14 protein-coding genes are annotated in these 16,603 nt (G+C 72.9%); 12 read left to right on the top strand and 2 right to left on the bottom strand.

The annotated features are described in order from the left end of the window. Positions 1-220 precede the first annotated feature (220 nt). The 3 genes from C503_RS0102770 to C503_RS0102760 all read left to right on the top strand — a co-directional run bounded on the left by C503_RS0102770 (position 221) and on the right by C503_RS0102760 (position 2,142). Complete coding sequence (locus tag C503_RS0102770; RefSeq protein WP_018680674.1) at positions 221-871, top strand: S-adenosylmethionine decarboxylase; 651 nt, start codon at positions 221-223, stop codon at positions 869-871. A gap of 122 nt (positions 872-993) precedes the next feature. Further along, positions 994-1,539, top strand: a complete 546-nt coding sequence (locus tag C503_RS0102765) for a hypothetical protein (RefSeq protein WP_033400043.1) — start codon at positions 994-996, stop codon at positions 1,537-1,539. A gap of 177 nt (positions 1,540-1,716) precedes the next feature. After that, on the top strand, positions 1,717-2,142 hold the full coding sequence (locus C503_RS0102760) for an Imm1 family immunity protein (RefSeq protein WP_018680673.1): 426 nt from the start codon (positions 1,717-1,719) through the stop codon (positions 2,140-2,142). Positions 2,143-2,152: 10 nt separating this feature from the next. Here the strand turns inward: C503_RS0102760 and C503_RS0102755 are convergent, their stop codons facing one another. Both C503_RS0102755 and C503_RS0102750 read right to left on the bottom strand, forming a co-directional pair. Further along, positions 2,153-2,521 (bottom strand): MmcQ/YjbR family DNA-binding protein, encoded by a 369-nt coding sequence (locus tag C503_RS0102755; RefSeq protein ID WP_018680672.1) that lies wholly within the window; start codon positions 2,519-2,521, stop codon positions 2,153-2,155. Positions 2,522-2,563: 42 nt separating this feature from the next. Continuing rightward, positions 2,564-3,226: a TetR/AcrR family transcriptional regulator gene (locus C503_RS0102750; RefSeq protein ID WP_018680671.1), complete on the bottom strand. Its 663-nt coding sequence runs from the start codon at positions 3,224-3,226 to the stop codon at positions 2,564-2,566. A 66-nt stretch (positions 3,227-3,292) separates the two neighbouring features. Between C503_RS0102750 and C503_RS0102745 the strand changes: the two genes are divergently transcribed. The 9 genes from C503_RS0102745 (at position 3,293) to C503_RS0102705 (ending at position 16,602) form a co-directional block, all read left to right on the top strand. Further along, complete coding sequence (locus tag C503_RS0102745) at positions 3,293-4,291, top strand: zinc-binding dehydrogenase (protein WP_018680670.1); 999 nt, start codon at positions 3,293-3,295, stop codon at positions 4,289-4,291. 384 nt (positions 4,292-4,675) lie between these two features. Continuing rightward, the gene (grpE, locus tag C503_RS0102740; protein ID WP_245572381.1) at positions 4,676-5,281 is read left to right on the top strand and encodes a nucleotide exchange factor GrpE; all 606 of its coding nucleotides are present in this window, start codon (positions 4,676-4,678) and stop codon (positions 5,279-5,281) included. Next, positions 5,274-6,953 carry an Hsp70 family protein gene (locus C503_RS0102735; RefSeq protein WP_018680668.1) on the top strand — a complete coding sequence of 560 codons (1,680 nt, stop codon included), beginning with the start codon at positions 5,274-5,276 and terminating at the stop codon, positions 6,951-6,953. Before grpE ends, C503_RS0102735 begins: the two co-directional genes overlap by 8 nt. Next, positions 6,953-9,619, top strand: coding sequence for a SaeA-related protein (locus tag C503_RS42955; RefSeq protein WP_018680667.1), 2,667 nt, complete (start codon positions 6,953-6,955; stop codon positions 9,617-9,619). The genes C503_RS0102735 and C503_RS42955 overlap by 1 nt, the downstream gene beginning before the upstream one ends. Beyond that, positions 9,619-10,815 (top strand): hypothetical protein, encoded by a 1,197-nt coding sequence (locus C503_RS0102725; protein WP_033400042.1) that lies wholly within the window; start codon positions 9,619-9,621, stop codon positions 10,813-10,815. The genes C503_RS42955 and C503_RS0102725 overlap by 1 nt, the downstream gene beginning before the upstream one ends. After that, complete coding sequence (locus C503_RS37630) at positions 10,812-13,355, top strand: GTPase-associated protein 1-related protein (protein ID WP_018680664.1); 2,544 nt, start codon at positions 10,812-10,814, stop codon at positions 13,353-13,355. Before C503_RS0102725 ends, C503_RS37630 begins: the two co-directional genes overlap by 4 nt. 3 nt (positions 13,356-13,358) lie before the next feature. After that, positions 13,359-14,939 (top strand): TRAFAC clade GTPase domain-containing protein, encoded by a 1,581-nt coding sequence (locus C503_RS37625; protein ID WP_018680663.1) that lies wholly within the window; start codon positions 13,359-13,361, stop codon positions 14,937-14,939. Beyond that, the gene (locus C503_RS45630; protein ID WP_018680662.1) at positions 14,936-15,112 is read left to right on the top strand and encodes a hypothetical protein; all 177 of its coding nucleotides are present in this window, start codon (positions 14,936-14,938) and stop codon (positions 15,110-15,112) included. Before C503_RS37625 ends, C503_RS45630 begins: the two co-directional genes overlap by 4 nt. Next, positions 15,109-16,602, top strand: a complete 1,494-nt coding sequence (locus tag C503_RS0102705; RefSeq protein WP_018680661.1) for an Hsp70 family protein — start codon at positions 15,109-15,111, stop codon at positions 16,600-16,602. The genes C503_RS45630 and C503_RS0102705 overlap by 4 nt, the downstream gene beginning before the upstream one ends. Position 16,603 lies beyond the last annotated feature (1 nt).

Here is a 16,603-nt window from a genome sequence, read left to right as displayed (position 1 = left end):
GCGGGATCGCGCCGGTCTCTTCCCACCCGATCCCAGGAGGCCCCCAGGGCCGAGTGGGATCGGGTGGGAAGAGACCGGCTGAAGGCGATCCCGCCGCGAGGCGAAGCCGAGCCAACAAACACAGCGAGATCCCCACAAAACCCAACACCCACTAAGCTCTCTCACACCAGAACCCAGCACCCCAGGAGGACGTCATCCGTTCGACCACCGCAGGTCCGCGATGACGGAACCCTTGACCACCCTCCTGCGCGACCTACTCACCGACATCACCGGCGACAGCTCCATGCTCACCGCCCCCACCGACCTCCCCCTCTTCGCCGGAGGCCTGGGCTTGGACTCCGTCAGCGGCGTCCGACTGCTCCGTGAGGTCAAGGACCGCTACGGAGTGGACATCGCCGCCGAGGACCTCAACCTCGACGCGCTGGCCTCGCTGCACACTCTCGCCGCCTACATCGCCGACCACGCGCACCCGGACAGGTGGGCCGACGGTCAGGACCACACCGACCTGCGGGTCGCCGAGGCGCGCACGCCCAAGTGGCTGTACGTGGTCGACGGCGAGTTCGCGCCCGGCTCGGTGGCGGCCGACCTGGAGCGGCTCACCACGGCGTGTGTCGGCGCGGTTCGGGACGCGGGCGGGCACGTGCTCAAGGAGAGTCACGTGCTCTTCCCCAACGGCGCGATCACCCTGGTGTTGATCCTGGCCGAGTCGCACCTGAGCGTGCATACCTGGCCGGAGGAGAACCTGGCCGCGATCGACCTGTTCAGCTGCGGTGCGATCGACGGTCTGGCGATCGTGGACCGGCTGGTCGACGCGCTGGACCTGCGCGGCGCCCGGGTCCAGGAGTGCGAGCGCGGCCTGCAGGCGCGCTGACACTCCATTGTGGATACCCGAGGGGTGATCGGGTGATCACGTCCGGTGGTCGGCACGCGCGGTAACGGAAGCCCGGCCGGGGTCGACACGTCCGGTGGAACAGGTCGGCGGGTGGAGGTTCGGTGGGTGCAGCACGGCTGGACTGGCGCGTGTGGTCGGTCGGCGCGGCCGTCCTGCTGGCGAGCGCGGCCTGCGCGACCCCGGTCGCGGGCTCCGCGATCGCGGCCCCTGTGACCATGGCCACAACGTCGACCACCGACCCATCCGAGCCGCCGGAGACATCCGACGCGCCCGAGCCGTCCGCAACCTCGGCGTCGTCGGAGCCGTCGGTCACCACGGAGTCCGCGCCCGCGACCACCTCGGTGGCGCCGGTGACGCTCGGGGACCCCGGCTCGGTCGTGAACGCGTACTTCGACGCCATCAACGCGCACGACTACCAGCGCGCGTGGGACCTGGGCGGCAAGAACACCGGCAAGTCCTACACCGACTTCGCCGCCGGGTTCGCGGGCACCGACCATGACGAGATCTCGATCGAGACGGTCCAGGGCGGCACGGTGACCCTCGGTCTCACCGCGTACCAGACCGACGGCAGCCATCGCACGTTCCACGGTACCTACACCGTCACCGGCGGCACCATCACCAGCTTCGCCGTCCGGGCCACCGGCTAGTCGTCAGTCCTCAGTAGACACCGCGATTCCCGACCCGGCCAGGGCGATTCTCTCTCCCTCTTGGCAAAGTGACATAGTTATCAACTATTGGCTATCAAGATAACTGGTGATTGCTGCCCGGGTGGCCGGAGTGTCGGACGGTGCGGGTAGAAAGACGCCAGGACGGTGAGGAGTGGGATGGGCATCCACGCGCGCTGGGAGATCCACGACCCGGAGAACCTGCCGACGAACGGCGAGCTGGTCGCCGAGACGCCGGAGGACGTCGACCGGCTGGTGGCCCTGCTGACCGAGCCGAGCGCGGAACCGGCGTCGGTGGAGCACCTCGCGCGCACGCGGATCCGGTCGGAGTGGAGCGGCGAGATCGTGCCGGACCATCTGATGTGGGCGTTGGTTCAGCGCGGGTACGGCTATCTCCTGTACTACAGCGCGGAGCACGAACACTGCACGGCGGTGGGTGATGCGGCTTCCCGGGCGTACCACTACGACTACAACGACTTCCCGGCAGGCTCGGGGATCTCGATCGAGCTGTTTGCCCGGGCGATCAAGGAGTTCCTGGCGACGGCCGTCCGGCCCACGTGCGTGACCTGGCGGAAGACCCTGTGACGGTCCGTCGTCACCGTCGCCGTCTGCCGACCTGCTTGGTCGGGTCCGGCGCGGTGGCCACCAGGTCCTCGGGCGCGGTGAGCCGCCACGCCTCGTAGACGAGCTCGGTCAGCTCCCGCCGGTCGACGCGGGCGAGGGTGACCACGACCCAGCCGAAGCCACCGGAGGTGAACTGGACCTCGAAGACGTCCGGCCGCTCGGCCACCAGGGCCAGCTGCTCGGAGATCGTCTGCTTGAGACCGGCGGTGGCGGTGCGCGGCCAGTAGTAGCCGAACTTCTTACCGTGCACGCTGAAGGAGCTGTAGCTCGGCCCCTCACCGCGCGTGACCTCGGTCAACGCGGTCACGATGCGGAGGAGGTCGTCGCCTGAGCAGCCCATGGCGCGGAGTATAGGAACGCCCACCGACAACCCGGCAGGGCTTCAGGTCCGGTCTTGGAGCGACAGGGCGCGGGCGAGGGCGTCCAGGATCAGGGTGAGGCCGTTGGCGAACTCGGCGCCGTAGTCGTAGTCCGGGCGCATGACGTGCTCACGGGTCATCTCGACCAGGTACGGGTACCGGTCGGCGGGGATGCCCGCGAGGATCGCCGAGGCGAGGTCGGCGGTCTCCTGGCCGGTGTTGAACGGCAGGTCCGCGTCCTGGAGGGCGAAGCCGTAGGTGTAGCTGTCGAGCACCGAGAAGGCGTGCGCGGCCATCGGGATCGAGAAGCCCGCGCGGCGCAGGACCCCGATGACCGCGTCGTGGTAGTGCAGGGTGGCCGGGCCGGGGGAGGTGCGGTTCTCCATCAGGCGGATCGCCCAGGGGTGGCGGGCCATGGTGGCGCGGGTGGCGACGGCGCGGACGCGCATGGCGGTGTGCCAGTCGGCGTCGGTGGGGAAGTCGATCTCGGCGAAGACCAGGTCGGTCATGCCGTCGAGCAGGTCGCTCTTGTTGCGCACGTGGTGGTAGAGCGACATCGCCTCGACGCCGAGGGCCTCGCCGAGCTTGCGCATGGACACGGCGGGCAGGCCGCCGGTGTCGGCGAGCGCGACGGCGGCGCGGAGCACGTCGTCCCGGGTGAGTGGGGGGCGGTCCGGTTTCGGCACTTGACGACCTTACATCGTAAGCCTCACCCTTACATCGTAAGTGCGAGCCGAGGAGCGAGGGAAGCGATGGTTGTGGCGGTCGGACAGGCGACGATGCGGGCCGTGGTGCAGGACCGGTACGGGGAGGCCGAGGTGCTGCGGCCCGCCGAGATCCCGGTGCCGGTGATCGGACCGGACGAGGTGCTGGTGCGGGTCCGCGCGGCGGGCGTCGAGCAGGGCGTGTGGCACCTGATGGCGGGGCGGCCCTACCTGGTGCGGCTGGCGATCGGGCTGCGCGCGCCGAGGACGCCGGTGCGTGGACGGGAGCTGGCGGGCGTGGTCGAGGCGGTGGGGGAGGGCGTCACGGCGTTCCGGCCGGGGGACGAGGTGTTCGGCATCGGCGAGGGCACGTTCGCCGAGTTGGTCCGCGCGAAGGCGGCCAAGCTGGCTTTGAAGCCTGCCGAGTCGACCTTCGAGCAGGCGGCTGTCATGTCGATCTCGGGGCTGACCGCACTGCAAGCCTTGCGGGACAACGCGAAGGTGCGGGAAGGCCAGTCCGTGCTGGTGATCGGTGCCTCCGGCGGTGTCGGCACGTTCGCGGTCCAGATCGCCAAGGCGCTCGGCGGGCAGGTGACCGGGATGTGCGGGCCGGGCAAGGTCGACCTGGTGCGCTCGCTGGGCGTGGACGCGCTCGACTACCGCGCGCACGACATCACCGAGGGCGGTCGCCGCTACGACGTGGTCATCGACATCGGCGGCAACCGCACGCTGCGACACCTGCGTCGGGCCCTGGCCCCGCGCGGCGTGCTGGTGATCGTCGGCGGCGAGACCGACGGCCGCTGGCTCGGCGGCTTCGGCCGCACCCTGCGCGCGCCGCTGGTGTCGCTGTTCGTGCGGCAGCGGCTGGGCGGGTTGATCGCCTCGGAACGTGCCGACGATTTGGTGGCGCTCGCGGGAATGGTGTCGTCGGGCACGGTGCGACCGGTGGTCGACCGGGTGTTCCCGTTGGCCGAGACGGCGGACGCGATCCGATATCTGCGGGCGGGTGGTGCCCGGGGCAAGCTCGTGATCAGCGTCGCCGGGTAATCGCCGTCGGAAACGTGCCGGGGATTCCTGGCCGAGGGTGAAGGATTCTCGCGGGCGGCTCGTCTCGGCGTCCGTGGCGGCGCGGAGCGTTGGGCGGCCTGAGGTCGGGGCGGGTGCCGGGTCGTCCCGCCGGGTCGGGTGAATTCCGTGTCCGCATGTCGGGCGTGGTTGTCGAACGCGGGAACGGTGGCGGGAAAACGTCACCGGATCCCGCTGTCCGACATTTGTCCTATGGCCGGGTGAATGACTGTGGTAACGGTATCGACCGATCGGAGGAAACAACTCAGGAGAAGTGCGCGGGCCACTCGCGCGCGCCGGAGAGGGTGGTGTCCCGAAGTGTCCGAAGTGGATGGATCGGTCGCGGTGGGAACCGAGGGGGGACCGGTGGCGGAACCCGTCGGGCGGGCCGTGCTCGCCGAGCCGGATCTGCCGGTTGATCGACCGGGGACGGCGGCGGAGGACGTCGTGGTGCGGGCGTTGGCCGAGCTGTCCGAGCAGGTACGCGGTCACCATGAGCGCGCCAAGGCGCGGGAGCGGGTGATCGACAAGCTGCACGCGGAGCTGGAGCGGCTGCGCGTGGGCGAGCAGGGCCTGTTGTTGCGGCCGGTCACCATTGATCTGCAGAGGCTGCGCGACGACCTGCTTCGTCAGGCCGACTCGCTGCCCGCCGATCTCGACCGGGACCGTGCCGCGAACCTGCTGCGCTCGTTCGCGCTGTCGGTCGAGCAGGCCCTGGAGCGGTGCGGCAGTGTGCCGGTGCGGCCGGAGATCGGCGAGGTGTTCTCGCCGCGCGTCCACCGGGCGGTGCGCACGGTCCCGGCGGAGTCCGCGGACCAGGACGACACGATCGCCGAGGTGCTCGCCGACGGTTATCTCGACACCACGTCCGAGCGGGTCACCGTGCCCGCGCGCGTGCATGTCCGGCGGTGGGAGCCCGCCGGCACCGATGAGGCGGCCGCGGGGGCGGCGGGAGGGCAGTCCGATGAGTGACAGCGACAGCGAGCTGCGCGTGTTCGGGATCGACCTGGGCACCACCTACTCGGCGATCGCCTACGTGGACGAGACCGGGCGGCCGTCGGTGTGCCGCAACACCGACGGGCTGGAGACCACGCCGTCGGTGGTGTACTTCGAGAACGAGTCCAACGTGGTCGTCGGGTCGGTCGCGAAGAACACCGCGGTGACCCAGCCGGACCGGGTGGTGTCGCTGATCAAACGGGAGATGGGCACGCAGGCGACCTACCGGTTCGACGATGTCGACCACGGCCCGGAGTCGATCTCGGCGCTGATCCTCAAGCAGCTGGCCCAGGACGCCGGGGCGCACACCGACGGCCCGGTGCGCCAGGTGGTGATCACCGTGCCCGCCTACTTCGGCATGCTGGAGCGGGACGCGACCAAGAACGCGGGCCGGATCGCCGGGCTGGACGTGCTGGCGATCGTGCCGGAGCCGGTGGCCGCGGCGCTGCACTACGAGGCCACCACGCAGCCGGGCGAGCGCACGATCCTGGTCTACGACCTGGGCGGCGGCACCTTCGACACCTCGGTGATCCGGGTGTCGGAGACCGAGATCTCGGTGGTCTGCACCGACGGCGACGACCGGCTCGGCGGTGCCGACTGGGACGCGCGGCTGCGGGACCACCTGCTGGAGCGCTTCGCCGAACACGTGCCTGCGGGCGTGGACGTCGAGGACGACGAGGAGTTCCTGCAGGCGCTGGTCACCACCGCGGAGGAGACGAAGAAGCAGCTGTCCCGGGCGGAGGCGCGGCCGGTGGCGTTGCGCGGGGCCGGGGCCAGCGCGCGCGTCGAGGTCACCCGGGAGAAGTTCGAGGAGCTGACCAGGGACCTGCTGGACAAGACCGTCGACATCGTCCAGCGCACCTTGGCCACGCTGGTGGCGAAGGAACCGGGCACCACGATCGACGACGTGCTGCTGGTGGGCGGCTCGTCGAGCATGCCCGCGGTGGCGCGGCGGCTGCGCGAGGAGTTCGGCTGGGAGCCCCGGCTGCACGACCCGCACCTGGCCGTGGCCAAGGGCGCGGCGTTGTTCGCGTTGAGCCGGGTGGTGCTGCGTGAGGTCGACCAGGCGCGCGCGGAGGCGGCCGACGACGTCGCGGGCGACGCCGCCGCGGCCGAGGCGCTGGAGACGGTGGCCGCGCGGACCGGCATCGCCACCTCGACGCTGGCGGGCCTGTCCGGCAAGCAGACGCACAACGTGCTGCCCAAGGCGTTCGGGGTGCGGCTGGTCGACACCGACGACCCGGACTGGCGGAGCAAGCCGACCCGCCACTACGTCAAGCACCTCGTGCACGCGAACGACCGGCTGCCCACCGGCGAGCGCACGATGACCGCGGGCACCGTGGTCGACGACCAGACCGAGATCGAGCTGGCGCTCTACGAGCAGTCCGGCGTGGTGGCCGGGCCGGAGATGGCGGAGAACAAGCCGTTGGCCGACGGCGCGGCCGCGATCACCGGCTTGCGGCCCGCGCCCGCGGGCGCCCCGGTGGACATCCGGATGGAGGTCGACGACGAGGGGCTGCTGCGGTTGCGGGCCACCGAGCGGGCCACCGGGCAGCAGCTGGAGATCCAGGTCCGGGTGAGCGTGCTGGACGCCGCGCAGGTGGCGGCGGCCACCCGGGTCGTGTCCGGGTTGGCGGTCACCGGCTGATGCCCCGCCTGGACCCGAGGGCCTACGAGGAGGCCGTGGTCAAGCCGCTGCGCCGGTGGTCGGGGCGGGACCTGCCGGACGACCTGCTCGGCCGGTACGCGGTGACGGCGGAGATGTCCGACGCCCAGCTGGCCGACCGGCTGGCGGAGGTGCGCGCGGTGTGGAACAAGGGCGCCACCTCGACCGGGAAGGCCCAGTCGCTGCGGGTGATCTACAAGGCGTTCGTGGCCGCGGACGCGGAGCTGCGCGCCCGCGAGGGCGCCCGGCTGGAGACGGCCGCGTGGTGGCGGGAGTTCGCCGCGCGGCGGGCCGGGTCCCGGCAGGGCGAGATCGACGACCTGACCCGGACCCTGCGGTCCACCTTCGGCACGCTCGGCCTGGTCACCGCGGGCCAGCTGGAGGCCACGCTGCGGGCGATCGCCACCGCGCTGGCCCCGGCGGAGGTCGACCGGGCGCTGGCGGCGGCCGGGGTGCGCCGCGAGGAGCCGGTGGAGCTGCCCGCGTCCAGCGGATTGCAGGACACCGTCTACCGGACGTTGCGCACCCGGCTCGCCGAGGCGCGGGTGGGTGGCGTGGTGGAGCTCGTGCACGGCGTGACCTCCGGTTTCCGGCTGTTACGGGAGTTCCGCGCGCCGGGCGCCGACGGCGGGCTCACCGCGGCGGCGGTGACGAGCGCGGTGGACCGGGCGAACCGCCAGTCCGGCAACCAGCCGCACCGGGAGGCGTTGGGCATCCTGTCCAGCGCCGCCCGCGCGGGCGCGGACCTGCGTGAGCTGGCGCTGTTCCACCTGCTCGACCCGATCCGGCAGAACCACGCCCAGGGCGTGCCCGAGGGTGCGCTGCTGCGGCAGCTGCGGGCGTCGGGGCTGGTGGAGGAGGAGGCGCGGCTGGTGGTGTTCAGCGTGCGCAACGAGGCGACCAGGGTCGGGCGCGGCGGGCTGGTCGAGATCACCGAGCTGTTGGCCGACGGCAGACTGGTCGCGGCCCGGCAGCTGCTCGCCGGTCTTTCGTCCACAGAGGACTCGGCGGCGGCCGGGGAGCTGGTGCGGCAGCACGAGGAACGGGTGGCCGCCGCGCTGCACGCGGCCCGCGAGGCGGTGCGGTCCGGGTCGGAGTCCGCCGCGCGCCAACGGTTCCGGCAGGCGGCGGCACTGGCGGTGGACGACGAGGACATCGCCGCCGAGCTGCGGCGGGTGCCGCCCGCGCCGGTACTGGAGGTGAACGCCGCCCCGGAGGGCCTTGGCGTGCGGGTGTCCTGGCGGGCGCCCGCCGAGCACCCCGAGGACGCGGTGTACCGGGTGGTGCGCAAGCTCGGGCGGCCCCCTGACGACCCCGCGGACGGTACTGCGGTGTACGAGACCACAGCGCACGGGACCACAGCGCACGAGGACACGGGCGGCGCGGTCGTGGTCGACCGGGACGCGCCCGCGGGCGGCGAGGTCGGGTACGCGGTGTTCGCCCGGGTCGACGGTGGTGCCTGGTCCCGGCCCGCGAGCCGGGTGCTGGTGCCGTGCCCGCCGGTGGTCGACGTGCGGGTCACCCACGAGGACGGCGAGGTGTCCGCGCACTGGTCGGCGCACCCGGACGCGATCGAGGTCGGGGTGACCCGGCGGGCGCCGGGCAGGCGGGTGCGGGTGGCGGTCGCGGGCCGGACGGCGTTCCGCGAACAGGTCGGGCCGGACGAGCAGGAGTACTCGATCGTCGCACGCTACCGGCGGACCGACGGGGCGCTGGTGGAGTCGCCGGTGGTGTCGGTCCGGTCGGCCCAGCGCCCGCGCGCCGCGCCGGTGACGGACCTGGAGGTGGCGGCGGTCGGCGAGTCGCGGGTGTCGATCGGCTGGAGCGGACCGGCCGCGGCCGACGTGACCGTGCGGCGGGCGAGCGTCCCGGTGCCCTGGCACCCGGGCGAGGTGGTGTCGGCGGCGGAGGCGGCCGGGCATGGCGACGAGGTCCGCGGCGACCTCGTCGACGACGGGAAGCGGCGCACCCTCCGCGCCGACGTGCCCACCGGTCTGTTCCACTACACCGCCTTCACCCGGGGGCCGGACGGTCTGCTCTGCGGGCGCGAGGTCGTGTTCGGCACCGCGTCCCCGGTCACCGGCCTGGCCGAGCGCAGGCTGGGCGACGAGCACGTGCTGACCTGGGTGTGGCCGGACGGGGCGGGCAGCGCGGAAGTGTCCTGGCCGGGCTCGACCACCCGCGTCACCCGACAGCGGTACCGCGCCGAGGGCGGGTTCCGCGGGCGATTCGGGCCGGGGCAGGTGGTCGTGCGGGTCGTCGGGCTGGTCGCGGGCAGCGGCGGCGAGTGCCGGTCGGCGCCGACCGAGATCACCATCGGCGACCGGGTGCCCGCGGTGTCGTACCGGGTCCGGATGACCCGTAAACCGATAGTCGGCGGCGGCCAGGTCCGGGTGGAGTTCGTCGCCGCGGAGCCGGTGGAGTGCACGGTCGTGCTCGTGGTCGCCGCGGGCCGGGTGCTGCCGTTGCGCGCCGAGCAGGGGTCCGAGCTGGCGCGGTGGACCGTGCGGTCGGTGCCGGGCGCCCCGGTGGAGCACGTCGCCGAGCTGCCCAGGCTCCGCAAGCCCTACTGGGTGCGCTGTTTCCTCACCGAAGGCGGCACAGTCCGCCTCGTCGATCCCCCCACCACGCAGCTGAAGGTCTCGTGATGTCGTTGCTGTCGAAGGTCTGCTGCCCCTACTGCTACCACCGCATCAGCCCGGGGAAACTGTGGTTCCAGTGCACCGGCCGGGCGTCGCCGCGCAGGCCGCGCTGCACCAAGGTCACCGACGAGGACCGCAGCAGGCTGACCGGGTATGCCGGGCAGTCCTGGCCGACGTTCCCGCCGCCGGAGAGCCGCTCGCCGCTGGCCAAGCGGATGGTGCCGTGCCCGACCTGCGGGGTGGCGACCGGGATCCGGGCGTGCCAGGTCTGCCACACGCCGCTGCCCGCGAACTTCGCCGACCACCGCTCGCCGTTGATCGGCATGGTCGGCGGCAAGAACGCGGGCAAGACCGTGTACACCACGGTCCTCGCGCACGAGCTGCGCAACAAGATCCGCAGGCGGTTCGCCGCGGACATCTGGTTCGCAGGCGACCAGCAGGGCGGGCACGGCACGATCGACGACTGGCTCAACGAGTACGAGCGGGCCCTGTTCGGCGACAGCACCCTGTTCGAGTCGACCAGGGCGGCGGGCGGCGGCATCAAGGTGCCGCTGGTGTTGCAGTGGCGGCAGCCGCGGCGACGGCTGGGCATGGAGAGCCACAGCACCACCACGCTGTCGTTCTACGACGCCGCGGGCGAGGACATGACCACCCAGGACTTCGTCAACGGGCAGGCCTACCTGGCGTCGGCGGACGCGTTGATCGTGCTGCTGGACCCGTTCCAGCTGCCCGGGGCGCGCGACCGGATCACCGTGCCGCCCTCGCGCGACACCGAGGAACCGCTCAACGTGCTGTCGCGGATCACCCAGATGCTGCGCGGCTCGCACGACATCGGCCGGGGCCGGATCAACATCCCGATCGCGGTGGTGTTCGGCAAGTTCGACGCCTTCTTCGACCTGCTCGGCGGCGACCACCCGCTGCTGCACCCGCCCGCCGCCGGGCCGTTCTACCACGAGGGCGCGGGCCGCGACACCGACGACCACGTGCGCGCGTTCCTGGCCGACATGGGCGCCGACGACATCGACGCGCACCTGGCCGCGCACTACCGCCGGTACCGCTACTTCCCGGTGTCCTCGCTGGGTGCCGCGCCGGACTACGAGCGCGCGAAGGTCGATCCGGGCGGGGTGCGGCCGTTCCGGGTGGACGAGCCGCTGCTGTGGCTGCTGGGGCTGTTCAAGGTCGTCGAGACGAGGACCGCGTGAGCGAACCGGGTTTCCGATCCCTGTACTACACCGACTGTGCCCCCGGGCAGGGTCTGCGCGGCGGCGCGGGCTTCCAGTTCCAGGCCGTGTCCGCCGGTGTGGACCACGAGACGATGACGTTGGTGCAGCGGACCTCGCTCTACGAGGCTCCGGTGGCGTGGATGCGTGAGCAGCGTCCGGCCGAGCAGTATCCGCCGTCGCTGACACACCTGTCCGCCGACGGTTGTCTTGTCACGGCGCGGGGGATCTACCTGGGCGCGGAGGCGAACGGCGCGCGTGAGGGAAATCAGTTCACGCACGCGGTGTCGACCACGGATCCCGAGGCGTACGGGCAGATCCGGCCCGCGCAGCTGTGGCAGGCGCCGTGGTGGGTGGAACGGCCCGCGCCGAGCACCGTGTGCGACGCGGTGGCCGCCGAACCGGAACCGGGCCCGTGGGGCGTGGACGCGGTGCGCGAGTGGGTGCTGGGAACGCCGGGCGGCGAGGAGTGGTTGACCGCCGTGGTGTCGGTGTTCGACCGGCTGGACGGGCCCGACCGCAGGCGGGTGCTGTTCATCGCGGAGGACGCGAACGCCGTGCTGGGCTGGATCACCGCGGGCACGTTGCTGCTGCCGCAGCGGCGGGCGGTGCGGATCGGGTTCCGGGTGTTCGCCACGAATCCCCGCTACACCGCCCAGGACGTGCTGGCCGTGCACCCGGACTGGGCGGGCCCCTACGCGGGCGGCGACGGCGAGTTCGTGGTGTTCGACCTCGCGCGCGGGAACCTTCCGGCGGTCGAGCCGACCCCGGCGGCCGCGCACTGGGTGCCGAGGTTCCTGCACCGGGACCCCTACGACGTGGTCGACGCCGTGGAGATGGCCCACGACTACACCCTCGCGGCCATCGCCTCGGCCGCACCCGAGACCTCGGTGGCCGACGGCACTTCCGATGCCTTGCCCGCGGCCGAAGCGGCCGTCCCTGTCGACGACGTGGCCGATCGGCTGGTGGCGGGTGCGGTGGTGCTGGGGGAGGAGGTCGACGCGCGGGAGGCGGGCACGTTGGCCGCGTGGCTCGGCCGCCACCCCGGCCTGTCGGTCGACGATGTCGTGGACCCGGTGGCCCGCACCGTCCTGGCGGCCGAGGCCGACGTCGCCGTGCTGCGCGATCTCGACGCCGCGCTGGTCGCCTACCCGGGCAGTACCCTGGGCGGGGCGACCCGGATGGCTTTGCTGCGCGCCGAGATCACCGCCGTGCTCGCGGGCGGGACCTCGCAGGCGCCGCCGCAGCGGGCCTGGTTCCATGGCGGCGCCAAGGCGGGCGCCGGACTCCTGGAGTCCACTCTGGACACCGCGGCGCCGGACCGGGTGGCCCCGCTGCTGGGCCTGGCCACCGACTTCCGGCTGACCCCGGCGGTGCCGAACTACCGCGACGGGCTGCACCGGTTCGCCCGCTGGTGGGTCGACCACCCGGAGACCCGGCTGGACCCCGCGCGCTGGCCGGAGTCCGGCGCGGTGCTCGACCAGGTCCGCGACGAGCTGGGCTACCGGCTCGACCGCGCCGACGCGGCCGGGCTGCCCGAGGTGGTGGACGAGATCCGCACGCACTGGGGTCGGGTGCTGCGCGGCACCGACCCGACCACCGCCCTGGACGCCTACCTGCTCGCCGCCGCCCTCGACGCCGACCCGCCGTCCCGGCACCGGATCGTGCGCATGGTGCTCGACGCCGTGCGCGCGCTGCCCGCGGACGACGTGGTCCGCGCGGCCTGGCGGGCGCTGTTCAGCTACGCCACGCCGACCCCGGAGGAACTCGCCGACCTGCTGACCGCCTGCCCGGGACGTGTCCGCGACCCCGAGCGCACGCGGATGCTGCGCGCGGTGGAACCGGCTCTGCGGCGGCAGGTCACCGCGGTCCCCTTGGACGTGCTGCGCAGACTGGCCGAACGGGCCGAGCCGGGCCTGGACGGCTGGCTGTACGACCTGTACGAGCAGGACACCAGGCTGTGCCGGTGGATGGCGGCCCCCGAACAGCGCACCACCGGCCCCGAGCCGGGCGCGGACCTGCGCGAGATCGGCACCGGGGTGCTGGCGGCCCGCCGGGACGTGCTGGTGCCCACGCTGACCAGGCGGCTGCCGTTCGACCTGGCGGGCCACGTGGTCGGCACCGCCGGACCGAGGCTCGCGGAGGTGCTGTCGGACCGGCTCCCGTCGCTCTGGCGGCACGAGGCAGGCAGGCGGCAGGAGCGCAAGCTCGTCGCCCTGGGCATGCTGTGCTACCTCGCGGGCATGCCCACCGCGCCGACCACCGCGCTGGACAAGGACCTGACCGGTTGGCTGCGCGCGGCGGAACCGGACGAGATCCGTGACGTGAGCAGCCTGCTGCACACCGTCGACCCGCGCCGCTCGCAGGCCTGGTCCCGCTACATCGAGGAAGTCGCGCCGCGCAAGTTCAAGCAGCTGCGGCAGACCGCCACCCGGCGCGCCAAGGACCCGGACCGGCCCAAGGGCACCGCGTGGCCGTCGGCGTTGCTGTCGCGGTTGCCGTTCGGCAAGCGGGAGAGGTGAGCGATGCAGTACGTCATCGGCGGCATCGTCGCCATCGTCCTGATCTACCTGGCGATCTGGCTGTTCTTCGCCGCGCTGCTGTGGATCCTGCTGCCGCTCTACTTCGTGGTGGGCGTGCTGGCCCTGCTCACCGGGGTGGGGTGGGCGTTCGTGGTGCTGCTGGCCGTGCTCTCCGACCGGCACGGCTGGGGCCCGCCGCTGGTGACGCCGGACCAGGTGCGGTCCGGCGCGGTGCTCAAGCGACGCGGCGCGGACCCGCGTGACCAGGCGTGGCCGGTGTACGTGGTGGCGCAGTGGCGTGTCGACCAGCGGGCGATCGTCGACGGTATGGCCGAGCAGATCCGGCGGAGGTGGCGGTCTTTGCGTGACCTGGCAGGCCGGACCCATGTGGGGGTGGGCATCCTGGCGGGTCCGCCGCTCGCGTTGGCGACCGCGGGCCTGGTTCTGGGTTGGCTCGCGCTCGCGATGATCTGTGCCGTGGTGGTGTTGCTGGTCCGGGCGGGATGGTTGCTGGTGTTGGGACCGGTCCGCACAGTGGACATTGCCGTGCGGAGGTTGCGGCGCGCGTCGGGCAGTTGCCCGGCCTGCTACTACGTCACCGACGTGCCGCTGTTCCACTGCCCCTCCTGCGGAGGCGCGCACTACGACATCCGGCCGGGCAAGCTGGGCGCGCTGTGGCGGCGGTGCGCGTGCGGGACCCGGTTGCCCACCACGGTGTTGCGCGCGTCCGGCCGGATGACGGCCACCTGCCCGCGCTGCGAGACCCCGCTGCGGCGCGGCGCGGCCGTGCTCACCGACATCCGGCTGCCGGTGTTCGGCCCGGTCCTGGCGGGCAAGACCCGGCTCGTCTACGCGGGCATGCTCGCCCTGCGCGATCGGGTCGCGGCCGTCGGCGGCACCCTGGACTTCGTCGACGAGGACAGCCGGGCCGCCTTCGACGAGGGCACCGCCGTGATCCTCAGCGGCGCCACCACGCTCAAGACCTCCACCGCGCTGCCCCCGGCCATCACCGCCCGGCTCACCGCGGGCGGTCGGCGGGCCCTGCTGCACCTGTTCGACGCCGCCGGGGAGTCGTTCCTCGACCGCGACGAGAACACCTCGCTGGAGTTCCTCGACCACGCCCAGGGCCTGGTGTTCGTGGTCGACCCGTTCTCCGTGCCCTGGCTGCGCGACCAGCTCGGCGGGGCGGGCGCGCCCGCGGTGACCAGGGCCAACCCGGCCGTCGCCGACCCGGAGCAGACCTACCACCTGACCGTGCGCAGGCTGCGGGACTTCCACGTGGACACCGGCAAACGCAGGCTCGCCATCGCGGTGGTCAAGGCCGACCTGCTGACCGGCATGGCACCCGCGGCCGACCTGCTGTCCGGCCGACCCGGCGCGGTGGCGGACTGGCTGATGGCGGCGGGCCTGGACAACCTCGTGCTCGCCGCGCGCCGGGACTTCGCCGAGGTCGGGTTCTTCGTGGTGGCCTCGGTCGCGGGCACGCCCGCCACCGACTCGCCCGCCGCCCCGTTCGACTGGCTGCTGTCCCGCACCGGGTTCGCGGTGCCGGGCAGGCCCCGACGCTCGGAGGAGGTGGCATGACCCCACCGGACTACCGCGTGCACCGGGGCGTGCTGCTGGCCGTCGTCGGGCTGGTGCTCGCGGCAGGCGCCGTCACCCTCGGCTACGCCGCCCCGGGCCTGATCGCGTGGGTCGCCTCGGTGATCGAGGGCATCCACCAGGCCTGGATCGACTGGGGCTGGCGGCCGCTGTGACCCTTGTGCTGGGCATCGACCTGGGCACCACCTACTCGGCGGTGGCCGCCGTGGACGCGGGCGGCGGACCCGTCGTGCTGCCCAACCGGATGGGCGAGCCCACCACGCCGTCGGTGGTCGCGTTCACCTCCGCCACCGAGGCGGTCGTCGGCCGGGCGGCCGCGGACGCGCTCCCGCACGACCCGGACAACGTGGTGGCCCTGGTGAAACGCCAGATGGGCACCGAGTTCGGCATGCGTTTCCACGGCGTCGCGCACACCCCGGAGTCGGTGTCGGCCATCATCCTGCGTGCCCTGGTCGCCGACGCGCACGCGCATCTGGGCACCAGCGGCCCGGTCCGGGCGGTGATCACCGTGCCCGCCTACTTCGGCATCCGCGAACGCGAGGCCACCTACCAGGCGGCCCGGCTGGCGGGCATCGAGGTGCTGGAACTGCTCAGCGAACCGGTCGCCGCCGCCCTGCACTACGGCCGCGGCGGCGCCGTCCTCGTCTACGACCTGGGCGGCGGCACCTTCGACACCACCGTCCTGCGCATCGACCCCGCAGGCGCCTGCGTCATCGCCACCGACGGCGACCCCCGCCTGGGCGGCGCCGACTGGGACGAACGCCTCACGGACCACCTGGTGGAGAGCTTCGTCCGCGTCGCGGGCGAACCGGAACACGAGGACGAGTTCGTTGCCCGCACGGCCGCCGCGGCCGAGGACGTCAAACGAGCCATGAGCACCCGCCTGCACCACCGCACCACCCTGCGCGACGGCACCACCGCCGTCACGGTCGACCTGGACCGGGACACCCTCCGCACCCTCGGTGCCGACCTGGTCGAACGCACCCTGGAGATCACCCGCCGCTGCCTGCGCGCCGCCACCGAACGCGGCGTCCCGCACCTCGACGAGATCATCCTGGTCGGCGGCGCCACCCGCATGCCCGCCATCGCCGAGGCCGTCTCGGCCGCCTTCGGCCGCACCCCACGCCTGGTCGACCCGGACCTGGCGGTGGTACTGGGCGCGGCCCGCCGCGCCCACCAACTGGCAGGCGCCGGCACCGGCACGGCCAGATCCGTGGTCCCCCGCAGCTTCGGCGTCCTGATCTCCGACAGCCACGACCCGGACGGCGGACGCGTGGTGGAGCACCTGGTCCATCGCAACGACCCGCTTCCGGCCCGTTCCACTGTTCGGCTCGGCACGATCCTGGAAGGCCAGCGGACGGCGCGGGTGGAGATCTACGAACAGGCGGGGGACATCCCGTCCACACGTGTCGAGGACAACCGGCGGGTGCTGGACGGGGTGTTGACCGGATTGCCGAACACGCCCGCGGGGACACCGATCGAGGTGACCCTGGACGTCAGCGCGGACGGGTTGTTGTCGGTGACCGCCCGGGAGCCGAGCACCGGGGTCGAGTTGTCGTTGCGAGCATATGTCGACGGGGTGGTGGACAGCGCGGCGTCGGCGCGGTTGACCGAGACCGTTGCCGGGCTGACGATCGGACAGTGAC

The organism is Actinokineospora enzanensis DSM 44649 (assembly GCF_000374445.1).
Taxonomy (GTDB): Bacteria; Actinomycetota; Actinomycetes; order Mycobacteriales; family Pseudonocardiaceae; genus Actinokineospora; species Actinokineospora enzanensis.
The sequence above is the reverse complement of the archived record's forward strand: the minus strand, read 5'-3'. Positions and strand labels throughout refer to the sequence as shown.